This is a genomic window from [Pantoea] beijingensis (assembly GCF_022647505.1).
Classification (GTDB): domain Bacteria; phylum Pseudomonadota; class Gammaproteobacteria; order Enterobacterales; family Enterobacteriaceae; genus Erwinia; species Erwinia beijingensis.
Genome location: NZ_CP071409.1, coordinates 2,511,196 through 2,524,307 on the forward strand (window position 1 = coordinate 2,511,196; position 13,112 = coordinate 2,524,307).

The window sequence follows — 13,112 nt, forward strand, 5'->3', positions numbered from 1 at the left end:
TGCTAACGTTGCCACTTATGCAAAGCGTTACTTTCGAATTGCTCACCAGCCGCGCGTTTTTTGTCAATATGATACAACATTACTTTTTATGTTTATGCTGTGTTGCTTACCCCCAACTTCAAAAATATTCATACATATTAAAATATTTTTTATTGTTTATTTTCAATGAGTTAGTCAAAAAAACAACCTTACCATGGGGTGTTTTGCAGTATATTCTCAGGGGCAATATGATCCACATCAATTTATACCCTATACTCCTTTGTTAGTATCTATTTGCTGACTAATTTCAGGAGTAAGTTAGTGTGAAAACTGACAATCCGTTTATTCTTTTATTACCCGCAGCAGTGGCGAAAGTGGCTGAAGAAGCGGGGGTTTACAAAGCCACAAAGCGCCCTCTTACCACATTTTTTCTGGCCATTACTGCCGGTGTCTTTATTTCCATCGCTTTTGTTTTCTATATTACGGCCACAACCGGCACCGCTAACATTCCTTATGGCCTGTCAAAATTAGTTGGCGGCATTTGTTTTTCCCTTGGCTTGATGCTGGTAGTGGTGTGCGGCGCAGACCTTTTCACATCAACAGTACTTATCGTTGTCGCAAAAGCAAGTGGTCGTATTACATGGGGGCAACTGACCCGTAACTGGATCAACGTTTACGTGGGTAATCTATTCGGCGCGCTGTTTTTTGTCAGTCTTATCTGGTTTGCCGGGCAACATATGGTGGCAAACGGCGCATGGGGATTAAACGTTCTCCAGACCGCCGATCACAAAATGCATCATAGCTTCATCGAGGCCGTATGCCTTGGAATACTAGCGAATTTGATGGTTTGCCTGGCAGTATGGATGAGCTATTCCGGCCATACGTTAATGGATAAAATGTTTGCAATGATTCTGCCCGTCGCGATGTTTGTCGCCAGTGGTTTTGAACACAGCATCGCCAATATGTTTATGATCCCGATGGCAATCGTCATCCGCGATTTTGCTTCACCCGAATTCTGGCATCTGACCGGGGCAACCGCAGCACAATTTCCCAGTCTGAATGTCGCTAATTTCATTACTGATAATCTGATTCCCGTAACGATTGGCAACATCATCGGTGGTGGTTTGCTGGTCGGACTGACCTACTGGGTTATTTATCTCCGCGGTGACGATAAGCACTGAGTGCATCGTGCCTGACATGATTTGATTTGAAACTGGCCATTCTTCACTGATATGGCCTCTCAAAAGAACTCCACAAAATAAGGTAGGTATCACATGACCGAGCATAATGAAAAAATGGCCTCCGCCTGGGCAACCTTTGCCGAAGGTGAATGGCAGAATGCCGTCAACGTGCGTGATTTTATCCAGAAAAACTATACCCCATATGAAGGGGACGAAACCTTTCTGGCTGGCGCGACTGCTGCAACAACGGCTCTGTGGGAAAAGGTTCTGGAAGGCATCAAAATTGAAAACCGTACGCATGCACCGGTAGACTTTGATACCGATTTAGCATCCACCATTACTTCGCATGATGCAGGTTATATTAATAAAGCGCAGGAAAAAATAGTCGGTCTGCAGACCGAGGCTCCGCTGAAACGTGCCCTAATTCCATTTGGCGGTATCAAAATGGTCGAGGGATCCTGCAAAGTTTACGGTCGCGAACTGGACCCGTCACTGAAAAAAGTTTTCTCCGAGTACCGTAAAACGCATAACCAGGGCGTCTTTGACGTCTATACGCCAGATATTCTGCGCTGCCGTAAATCAGGTGTGCTAACCGGATTGCCTGATGCATATGGCCGTGGGCGTATCATCGGTGATTATCGCCGTGTGGCGCTATATGGCATCGATTTCCTGATGAAGGATAAGCTGGCACAATTTACTTCTTTGCAAAACGACCTGGAAAACGGCGTTAAACTGGAAGCGACCATTCGTCTACGTGAAGAAATCTCCGACCAATATCATGCGCTGGCACAGATTAAAGAGATGGCCGCGAAATATGGTTGTGATATCTCGGGCCCTGCAACGAATGCGCAGGAAGCCGTACAGTGGACCTACTTTGGCTATCTGGCTGCGGTTAAATCACAAAATGGCGCGGCAATGTCTTTTGGTCGTGTCTCCACGTTCCTTGATATCTATATAGAACGTGATTTGAAAGCAGGCAAAATCACCGAGGAAGAAGCGCAAGAGCTTATCGACCACCTGGTGATGAAACTGCGTATGGTACGTTTCCTGCGTACCCCTGAGTACGATGAACTCTTCTCCGGTGACCCAATCTGGGCAACAGAATCTCTTGCAGGTATGGGGGTTGATGGCCGTACTTTGGTTTCTAAAAATAGCTTCCGCTTCCTGAATACGCTATACACCATGGGCCCTTCACCGGAGCCAAACATGACCATCCTATGGTCGGAAAAACTGCCGCTGAACTTTAAGAAATATGCAGCGAAAGTCTCTATCGACACCTCATCCGTTCAGTATGAGAATGACGATTTGATGCGCCCGGATTTCGATAACGATGACTACGCGATTGCCTGCTGCGTAAGCCCGATGATTGTCGGTAAGCAAATGCAGTTCTTTGGTGCGCGCGCCAATCTGGCAAAAACCATGCTCTACGCCATTAACGGCGGCGTGGATGAAAAATTGAAAATGCAGGTCGGTCCAAAAGAAGCACCCATGATGGATGACGTTCTGGATTACGATAAAGTGATGGAGCGTATGGATCACTTTATGGACTGGCTGGCGAAACAGTATGTTACCGCGCTTAATATCATCCACTATATGCATGATAAATACAGTTATGAAGCGTCCTTGATGGCGTTACATGACCGCGATGTTTATCGTACTATGGCCTGTGGTATCGCAGGTCTTTCGGTCGCAGCCGATTCACTGTCCGCTATCAAATATGCAAAAGTTTCCACCATTCGTGATGAAGATGGACTGGCTGTTGACTTTAAAATTGAAGGCGAATATCCGCAGTTTGGTAATAATGATTCACGCGTTGATGACCTTGCCTGCGACCTGGTTGAACGTTTCATGAAGAAAATCCAGAAACTGCAGACCTACCGTGATGCCGTACCGACCCAGTCGGTGCTGACTATCACATCTAACGTGGTTTATGGTAAGAAAACCGGTAATACACCGGATGGCCGTCGCGCTGGTGCGCCATTTGGACCAGGCGCTAATCCGATGCACGGACGTGACCAGAAAGGTGCCGTAGCGTCACTGACCTCCGTTGCTAAGCTGCCGTTTGCTTACGCTAAAGATGGTATTTCATACACCTTCTCTATCGTACCAAACGCGTTGGGCAAAGATGATGATGTGCGTAAAACGAACCTTGCTGGCCTGATGGATGGCTACTTCCACCATGAGGCTAATATTGAAGGCGGACAGCATCTGAACGTCAACGTCATGAACCGTGAAATGCTGCTGGATGCGATGGATCACCCTGAAAAATATCCGCAGTTAACCATCCGTGTTTCCGGCTATGCGGTACGTTTTAACTCGCTAACCAAAGAGCAGCAAAACGACGTAATTACCCGCACATTCACCCAATCACTGTAATTTTCCACAGTTTCAGGGTAAATAAAGGCTCCCATTGTGGAGCCTTTTTATCAGCCTGCTTTGCCAGAAATCGCTGTTCTGATGCTGCCCGCGGACAATACTGCTACACGGTCCAATCTACCTGCAACTTCGTGTTTGACAGGTATATACTCAAGGTATCTGGCAAAACAGACTCAAACTTAACGCAGCAGAAAAAGACTGCGTAACCTGCTGAGCAGCAGAACCACTTTGGAGATATCATCGCAATGTCAGTAACCGGTCGCATTCACTCTTTTGAATCCTGTGGTACCGTAGATGGCCCGGGTATCCGTTTTATCACTTTCTTCCAGGGTTGCCTGATGCGCTGCCTTTATTGCCATAACCGCGATACATGGGACACACACGGTGGCAAAGAAATTACCGTGGAAGAGTTAATGAAAGATGTGGTGTCTTACCGCCACTTTATGAATGCTTCAGGCGGAGGGGTAACTGCTTCTGGCGGAGAAGCAATTCTCCAGGCAGAGTTTGTTCGCGACTGGTTTCGTGCCTGCCATGCGGAGGGTATCCACACCTGTCTTGATACTAACGGTTTTGTACGTCGCTACGATCCCGTTATTGATGAATTACTGGAGGTCACCGATCTGGTGATGCTCGATCTCAAGCAGATGAATGATGATATTCACCAAAACCTGGTGGGCGTATCGAACCATCGTACGCTGGATTTTGCCCGCTATATCGCGAAGAAAGGGATCCGCACCTGGATTCGTTATGTAGTGGTGCCCGGTTACTCTGACGATGATGCCTCCGCACATCTGCTGGGCGAATTCACCCGCGACATGGGAAATGTTGAAAAGATCGAACTGCTGCCCTATCACGAATTAGGGAAGCACAAGTGGATCGCGATGGGTGAAGAGTACAAGCTGGATGGTGTCCATCCCCCCAAAACCGAAACCATGGATCGGGTCAAACATATCCTTGAGGGATATGGCCATAAAGTAATGTATTAACCAGCACCGCGTGATGATCAAACAGGGCGCCGTTTGGCGCCCTGTTTGTTAGTAATTACGCATGCGCAATCGGTGTAGCATGGCGGTCGGTTTTGCGTAGCAGCATCACCAGATACACCAACGCCACCACGGCAATCATCACAAACAACAACCGGTCATTGTAGTTCTGCATCAGCATGGACGTCATACTGGGCCCGGCGAGGCTACCGATTGTATAGCTTAATAACAGGGCCTGATTCATCGCCACCAGTTCATGATGAGCGACAGTTTCACATGCCCACGACATCGCCACGGGATAGAGAGTGAAACCTGCACACCCGAGAATAAACAGCGTCGGTGCCATTGCCGTATTACTCAACATCGCGATAGCGCCCAGGATTACCACAAATACCTGGACACGTAGCACCAGCAAGCGGCCAACGCGATCGGCTAATCGTCCAATAGGCCACTGTCCAACAATACCGGAACTCACCAGCAATGCCATCCAGTATCCCACGTTCGCATCGCTCATCCCTTGATGAGAAAGATAGAGCGGCATCAGCCCATATAGCGATCCCAGTACAATACCGGAAATGATACAGCCATTGATGCCCAACCGTGCGCTACGGCGGCGTAACATTGGCCACATCCGTCCCGGGGTGGCATCTTCATCCTCACCTTTGGCCGTTACTCTTGTGAAGACTAACGGTAATATTGCGGCTATGACTACACCAGTTACCCACGGCAGTACATTCAGCAGTTCCGTTGAAACTTTACTGACCAGCAATTGGCCCACTACTGTGCCAATGTAATAGATAATCATATATGCAGCCAACAACTGGCCGCGATTACGCAATGTCCCGCTACACAGTAAGGCACTTTCCACCACCACCCAGATTAGGGCACATCCGATACCGGCCATAAAGCGCCACAGCGTCCAGACCCAAAATCCGCTACCTAGCCCTAATGCAGCAGTTGCTAGCGCGAAAACGATGGTAGCCAGATAGTAAGTATTATTAAACCCCAGACGTTTGATCAGTTTGCCTGCCATCAATGTCCCAAGCAAATTCCCGGTATAATAGGACGAACTGACCATACCCACCTGCCAGGTTGGTAAAAGCTCATGTGTCAGCCATAGCGGAACCAGAGTATTAAGCACAGCGATAGAAACTGTCAGCAAAAGCAGGCCGCAAAGCAGCAACACGACAGGGCGTGACCAAGTGGACATAGGGTAGAAATGCCAAAATGAGAGGATAATTTGCGCGCATATTGCCATTACTCAGGCTAATGTCAACGCGCAAAAATCGACCACAGCACGATTTGCCCGCCACCGATTTATTTTTTTTATCTATGATCGCATGGAGAGTCATTACTCACCCAGTAATAATAAAGTAACCCAATGATTTTATTTAAATAAAAAAGGATTGCTGTGTTCATATCCATAATATTTATTGCTGGTGAAAATATTTCTTTATGGTCAAAAAAAGGTACTGCAGAGGCCCTGATCGCCAAAAGCTGGCGGTAAAAGAGATATCCATTTGCATAAAAAAGCCCCCGATTTACATCAGAGGCTTATTCACTGCTCGCTCAGAATCTATCAGCCGATAAACTCGAGCCCTCTCATATAAGGACGCAGAACTTCAGGAACCGCAATGCGACCATCCGCCTGCTGATAATTTTCCAGTACGGCGACCAACGTACGTCCTACCGCCAGCCCGGAACCATTTAATGTATGCACTAAGCGAGGCTTCTTATCGGTCTTGCTGCGGCAACGCGCCTGCATACGGCGGGCCTGGAAATCACCCATGTTAGAACAGGATGAGATTTCACGGTAAGTGTCCTGCGCCGGTAACCATACTTCCAGGTCATAGGTTTTACTCGAACCAAAGCCCATATCGCCAGTACACAGTAATACTTTGCGATAAGGTAAGTTTAGCAGTTGTAAAACTTTTTCTGCATGCCCAACGAGCTCTTCCAGCGCATCCATTGATGCTTCCGGACGCGTGATTTGCACCATCTCAACTTTATCAAACTGGTGCATACGGATCAGGCCGCGCGTATCACGACCGTACGATCCGGCTTCCGAGCGGAAACATGGCGTATGCGCCGTCATTTTCAGCGGTAGCGCTTCCTCTTCCAGAATCTCATCGCGCACCAAATTAGTGAGTGGCACTTCCGAGGTAGGGATCAATGCGTAGCTGCTTTCAGACTCTTCTTCAAGCGGGCGGGTGTGAAACAGATCTTCGCCAAATTTCGGTAGCTGGCCAGTACCATACAGTGAAGCATGGTTTACCAGATAAGGCACATAGGTTTCCAGGTAACCATGTTGCTCCGTATGGAGATCAAGCATGAACTGGCTCAGGGCTCTGTGCATTCGGGCGATCTGCCCTTTCATCACCACAAAACGCGAACCGGTCAGCTTAACTGCGGAGGCAAAATCTAACCCGCCAAGTGTTTCACCCAAATCGACGTGATCGCGTACCGTAAAGGCATACTTGCGCGGTTCACCCCAGCGACTGATTTCCAGGTTCTCAGAATCATCTTTCCCCTGAGGAACACCGTCGGCCGGGAGGTTGGGAATCGTCAGGGCGAAATCGCGGATTTCATTTTGCAAAGCATCCAGCTCACTTTTAGCCGCATCCAGCCTTTCACCCAAGGTGTTGACTTCCTGACGCAGCGGCTCGATATCTTCCCCACGCGCTTTAGCCTGGCCGATGGATTTGGATCGGGCATTACGCTCAGCCTGCAGAGTTTCAGTTTCGACCTGCAACACTTTACGACGCTCTTCTAAGGAGCGCAGGGTGTCCACATCCAGTTTAAATCCTCGGCGTGCCAGTTTTTCAGCGACTGCGTCTGGCTCGTTACGCAGCAGATTGGGATCGAGCATGCTTATCCTGTGCTTATTGTAATTGAATTAAAGAAAGGTGGGACGCATCCGCACTTTCTGCGAATGCGTTGAATTCGTTGCTAACCTTACCGCAACACCCGTTTTAGCGGTAGCGTTTTGTCGGGCTATTTTGATCCTGCTCAGTTAGCCAGGCGAGCTTTTCACCAATTTTGCCCTCAAGCCCTCTGCTGGTCGGCTGATAGTAACGCGTTTGCGACATTTCCTTCGGGAAATAGCTCTCACCAGCGGCGTAAGCATTAGGTTCATCATGCGCATAGCGATACTCGGCCCCCAACCCCATCTCTTTCATGAGTTTAGTCGGGGCATTACGTAAATGCTCGGGGACATCGTAGTCAGGACTTTCACGCGCATCATGCATTGCCGCTTTAAACGCGGTGTAGACCGCGTTACTTTTCGGCGCACAAGCAAGGTAGACAATCGCCTGAGCAATCGCACGCTCCCCTTCGGCAGGGCCGACGCGTGTGAAACAATCCCAGGCCGCAATCGCCACCTGCATCGCGCGCGGATCTGCATTACCTACGTCTTCTGAAGCGATCGCCAGCAGACGACGCGCCACATAGAGCGGGTCGCCACCTGCAGTAATGATCCGCGCATACCAGTAAAGTGCGGCATCAGGGGCCGAACCGCGGACCGACTTATGCAAAGCCGAAATAAGATCGTAGTAACGGTCGCCTTTATTATCGAATCGCGCGCTACGCTCACCGGAAACTTCATTCATTAACTTTGGTGTCAGTTCCCGTTTACCCTGCTCATTGATTTCAGCCATATCGGCCATCATCTCAAGCGTATTCAGCGCCCGACGTGCGTCACCATTTACCAGTTCAGCAATCATGCGGCGGGTGTTCTCAGGCAATACGATATCCTGCTTGCCATATCCACGCTCCTCATCCTTCATCGCCTGATCCAGGACGGTTTCAATATCATCACTGGTGAGCGATTTGAGTAAATATACACGCGCACGCGACAAAAGAGCCGAGTTCAATTCAAAGGAAGGGTTTTCAGTGGTCGCGCCGATAAAAGTGATGGTGCCATCTTCAATATGCGGCAAGAATGCATCCTGCTGGCTTTTATTAAAGCGGTGCACTTCATCAACAAAAAGAATGGTACGACGGCCCGCATTACGATTCTGCCGCGCCCGCTCAATAGCTTCACGTATCTCTTTAACCCCGGATGTCACGGCTGAAATACGCTCTACATCTGCATTACCATAATGTCCAATAATTTCCGCAAGCGTCGTTTTCCCCGTCCCTGGAGGCCCCCATAAAATCATCGAGTGCAGATGCCCGGCCTCAATTGCTCGCGGCAGCGGTTTGCCTGGTGCTAACAGATGCTGCTGACCAATGTAGTGCGCCAGCGTCACTGGCCGCATACGGGCGGCCAGTGGCTGAAACTCATTATGGGAAAAATCCAGAGACAGATTACTCACGCAAACCTCACTGACGCTGATCGTCCACCGTCACACCTTTCGGTGGCGTAAAGGTAAATTTATCGGCACTGACGGCACCATTTTGCTGTGTTTTAAGCGTATACGCGCTGCGCTGATTATCTTGTTCTACCGCGCTGAACTGATTAATGGTGCCATTTGCCGAAACATTAATCGTGAACTGTTTCAGGTTTCCATCGCTGGATTTTGGTGTCAGCTCAAAATTATCACCCTGCTGTTTAATATTGTATTGCTTCCAGTCGCTGGACTGGTTACGGGCAATCAGCATAAAGGGGGTGTTGCTGGTGGCATCTTCCAGGGACGTCACGCTCACCTGCTCAACAAAAGGATTATAAAACCACAGAGCTTTACCATCTGAAACTAAAATACTTTCATCAGGCGTCGTCATATGCCAGTTGAATAGATTTGGACGCTGAACCCAGAGTTCACCTTCGCCATCCTGAATTGAAGCACCTGTCGCATCGGTAACCTTTTGGCTAAAGCTGGCATGAAAGCTTTTAACTTTATCCAGGCGCTGCTGTAAATCACTGGAAGCATCAGCCAGCGCACCAGCAGAAATTAAGGACGTCAGCAGGCAGCAAGAGAGCAATATTTTTTTCATTACAACAGATTCCTTATTGACACTATTTTATCCCGCGAATAAATGCGGCATGGCCTGAACAAACATAGCCAGGGTTGTGCGCCCCTGACAGGAGAATTTGCTGAAATCGTTCCTGAACAGATTATGGGGACAAAACCCAGATAAGCAACGGGCCAGGCAAGCCTGGCCCGAGGGCACTACAGGTTAAGACAGTGCGTTGGGTGATTTATCACATTTCATGTGACGGCGGAGCCAACACCTCACGGTTACCATTATGCCCGGGCGATGAAACAATACCCTGAGCTTCCATTTGCTCAATGATACGTGCCGCACGGTTATAACCAATACGGAATTGACGTTGTACTCCTGAAATTGACGCACGCCGTTTTTCCACAATAAAGGCAACAGCCTGATCGAACAACGGATCCAACTCTTCACCGCTGTCAAGACCGGCACCGCCACCTTCGCTTTCATCGCCCGCAGTAATACTGTCGATATATTGTGGACGGCCTCGCGCTTTCCAGTCCTGCACCACAGCATGCACTTCCTGATCGCGCACAAAAGCCCCGTGAACGCGCACTGGAATTGACGAGTTAGGTGGCATATAAAGCATATCCCCCATCCCTAATAGCGATTCCGCCCCCGCCTGGTCGAGAATGGTGCGCGAGTCAATTTTACTGGAAACGGTAAAGGCAATACGTGTTGGTATATTGGCTTTAATCAATCCGGTAATTACATCAACCGAAGGCCGCTGCGTCGCCAGTACCAGATGGATGCCGGCGGCACGTGCTTTTTGTGCCAAACGCGCGATCAATTCCTCCACCTTCTTACCAACTGCCATCATCAGGTCAGCAAATTCGTCGACCATCACCACGATGTAGGGCAGTTTCTCCAGGACTGGCGGTGTCATATCCATGCTATCGCCAGGTTTCCAGAATGGGTCCGGAATGGGACGCCCCATCGCATCCGCTTGCTCAATTTTTTCGTTGTAACCAGCCAGATTACGTACGCCGAGCGCCGACATCAATTTATAACGACGTTCCATCTCACCTACGCTCCAGCGCAAGGCGTTGGCGGCATCTTTCATATCAGTAACCACTTCCGTTAACAGATGTGGAATACCTTCATAAACCGACAATTCGAGCATTTTCGGGTCTATCATAATAAAGCGCACCTCTTCCGGTGTCGCTTTGTACAGCATACTGATAATCATGGCGTTAACGCCAACCGACTTACCTGAGCCGGTAGTCCCCGCAACCAAGAGATGGGGCATTTTTGCCAGGTCAGCCACTACAGGTTGGCCGGCAATATCTTTGCCCAACACAATTGCAAGCGGTGATGGATTATCCCGGAACTTCGCACAATCAAGCACTTCACGCAAATAGACTGTCTGACGATGCTTGTTAGGCAACTCAAGACCTACATACGGTTTACCCGGAATCACTTCCACCACACGCACCGCAACAGCGGAAAGTGACCTTGCTAAATCACGTGAAAGGTTAGAGATACGCGCGGCTTTAACGCCAGGAGCCAGATCCAATTCAAAGCGCGTGATCACGGGGCCAGGGGAAATGCCCACGACTTCAGCCTTCACGCGGTAATCGCCTAAGCGTGCTTCTACCAGACGCGCTGTTTGCTCCAGAGCAAACATATCAACCGGCTCTTCCTCTTCAGGTGGAGAGGTTAGCAGATCAAGCGTCGGTAAAGGCGTGGTTGGTTTCTCCAACGGTTGCTCATGACGCATCAGGAACGGATGAATCAGACTGTTAGGCGCAGGCGCTTCCGGGACAGCAGTTTGCTCAGCATGTCGCATAGTTTGCGGCGCTTGTATTGCTGGCTGGGGCACCTGGATTGGCTGCGCTACCTGAAGTGGCTCAGGCGTCTGAGTTTGCTGCCAGTTCGAGGGTGATGCCACAGGCTGTGGCGCATCAACATCAGGCACCGCTGCAATCGTAAACAGTGGTTCACTCGGTCCTTTATCAACCAAGTCATCCATCGGCGAAAAATTGAACGCATTTGAAGTATCCAGCGAGAAAGCAGAAGTCTTATCCTCCTCTTCCGGCACTGAATAACGCTGCTGCTGTTGCTGCGCAAATTGGCGAGCCAGCGCAGCCTGCTGCAATGCTTCTTCATCGTCTTCTTCTGATGTAAATGTTTCACCATAACGTTGCTGTTGCTGCGCCTGCCAGGATTCCCGTAATTGCGCCTCCTGGATTGAATCATCCTCTTGCTCGGTCAACGATGCTGGTTGCTGACGGCTCTCCTCCTCTCTGGCACGCTCTTCCGCCATACGCTGAGATGGCAACTTGATACCGAAGGAAGCCAGTTCCCGACGCGTCGGGAGCTTAACCGGATTAGGACGCGGCAATTCAGGTCCAATGCCTTGCTTCACTTGAGGATTACTGTCCGCCACACTGGTGGCGCTAAAGCCAGGCATAAACGGTGCCGCCGCCGCGCCTCCCGCCATTTTTGACGCAGAAGAAAAATCACTGCCCTTTTCGGCAGAAAACGGAAGATCAACCGCATCCGTAGCAGGTAACGAAAAATCGAAAGGAGAAGCGTCGTTAACCGGGGGGTCATCGCGCCAGTTCCCCATGCGCGGGCCTTCATCTTGCCGATTATATCCGGACGCAGGTACCTCTTCAGGGATTTCAAAACGATAGACAGGGGGTTCTTCAGGCTGCGTACTCAATTGTGTTGACGCGACGGCTGAATGTGCCTGTGTAGTCGGCGTAACAATCGGGTTCTCAGTTGTCGCTACTGAAGGTACCGATGCCAAATTATCTACCGGCAGTTGTTCAGCAGCAGCGGCGCTGGTAGCCAAAGCCGTCGTGGTGGCAGTTGCGGCCTTAACCAACAGAGGATCCGCTTGATTGAGCAGCTCTTCATCTTTAGCTATATCTGTTGTAACAATTGCATCATCAACGATTTTTTTCGGCGCCGCGAGCAAAACGTCATCGTCATCATCACTGGGCGTCAACGCACTATTGATGACGGGTTCCTCAGCGTGTGTATCAATCTCATCGTCATGCCATTCATCTTCGCGACGTGAGCGATTACTGGCGAAGGTCAGAACCCCCATCACGGCGCCACCGATTTTTTCCGCAATCGTCAGCCAGGACCATCCGGTATATAGCGTCAGGCCAGCAGCCCAAACGCACAGCAGCGTCAATGTGCCACCCGCGCCACTAAACCACGGAGCCATCGCGTTACTCATCAAGCTGCCAATCACACCGCCGGAGGCAAAATACCAGATATCGTCCGCATTCAGTGCCGCAAGGCCACAGGTAGTCACCACCAGAGCCAACACGCCGATCAAACGCAGGGCAACAGCAAAATAATCGATATAGTCCTGGCTATCGCGCTGACGAAAGGTAATCCAGCATAGTCCAAGAATGACCGGTGGAATGGCATAGGCCATTACACCAAAGATGAACAGTAGCGTGTCCGCAAGCCACGCCCCTACCCCCCCACCCAAATTATGGATAGGCTCATGCCAGGCGGTCTGTGACCAACTGGGATCGGAAGGGTTAAAGCTCACTAACGCCACCATCAGATAGACGGCGAAAAGAGCCACAATAATTAACAACGCTTCGAGTAAACGACGTCCACTACTCAGCGGCTGTAACGAAACTTCTTTATCTTCTGTGTATTCCTGGCTCAAGAGAACTCTCCAGGT

General features: G+C 49.8%; 8 protein-coding genes. 3 read left to right on the top strand and 5 right to left on the bottom strand.

Annotated elements, in window-relative coordinates:
- The first annotated feature begins 302 nt into the window (after positions 1 to 302).
- The 3 genes from focA to pflA all read left to right on the top strand — a co-directional run bounded on the left by focA (position 303) and on the right by pflA (position 4,522).
- Positions 303 to 1,160, top strand: a complete 858-nt coding sequence (focA, locus tag J1C60_RS11365; protein ID WP_128177669.1) for a formate transporter FocA — start codon at positions 303 to 305, stop codon at positions 1,158 to 1,160.
- A 93-nt stretch (positions 1,161 to 1,253) separates the two neighbouring features.
- Positions 1,254 to 3,536: a formate C-acetyltransferase gene (pflB, locus tag J1C60_RS11370; RefSeq protein ID WP_128177671.1), complete on the top strand. Its 2,283-nt coding sequence runs from the start codon at positions 1,254 to 1,256 to the stop codon at positions 3,534 to 3,536.
- 245 nt (positions 3,537 to 3,781) lie between these two features.
- Complete coding sequence (pflA, locus tag J1C60_RS11375; RefSeq protein ID WP_128177673.1) at positions 3,782 to 4,522, top strand: pyruvate formate lyase 1-activating protein; 741 nt, start codon at positions 3,782 to 3,784, stop codon at positions 4,520 to 4,522.
- 55 nt (positions 4,523 to 4,577) lie between these two features.
- Here the strand turns inward: pflA and J1C60_RS11380 are convergent, their stop codons facing one another.
- The 5 genes from J1C60_RS11380 to J1C60_RS11400 all read right to left on the bottom strand — a co-directional run bounded on the left by J1C60_RS11380 (position 4,578) and on the right by J1C60_RS11400 (position 13,097).
- Positions 4,578 to 5,729, bottom strand: coding sequence for an MFS transporter (locus J1C60_RS11380; protein WP_128177674.1), 1,152 nt, complete (start codon positions 5,727 to 5,729; stop codon positions 4,578 to 4,580).
- A 369-nt stretch (positions 5,730 to 6,098) separates the two neighbouring features.
- Positions 6,099 to 7,388 carry a serine--tRNA ligase gene (gene serS, locus J1C60_RS11385; protein ID WP_128177676.1) on the bottom strand — a complete coding sequence of 430 codons (1,290 nt, stop codon included), beginning with the start codon at positions 7,386 to 7,388 and terminating at the stop codon, positions 6,099 to 6,101.
- A gap of 103 nt (positions 7,389 to 7,491) precedes the next feature.
- Complete coding sequence (locus tag J1C60_RS11390) at positions 7,492 to 8,835, bottom strand: replication-associated recombination protein A (protein ID WP_128177678.1); 1,344 nt, start codon at positions 8,833 to 8,835, stop codon at positions 7,492 to 7,494.
- Between the two features lie 7 nt (positions 8,836 to 8,842).
- Positions 8,843 to 9,454, bottom strand: a complete 612-nt coding sequence (gene lolA, locus J1C60_RS11395) for an outer membrane lipoprotein periplasmic chaperone LolA (protein ID WP_128177680.1) — start codon at positions 9,452 to 9,454, stop codon at positions 8,843 to 8,845.
- 208 nt (positions 9,455 to 9,662) lie between these two features.
- Positions 9,663 to 13,097 carry a DNA translocase FtsK 4TM domain-containing protein gene (locus J1C60_RS11400; protein ID WP_128177682.1) on the bottom strand — a complete coding sequence of 1,145 codons (3,435 nt, stop codon included), beginning with the start codon at positions 13,095 to 13,097 and terminating at the stop codon, positions 9,663 to 9,665.
- Positions 13,098 to 13,112 lie beyond the last annotated feature (15 nt).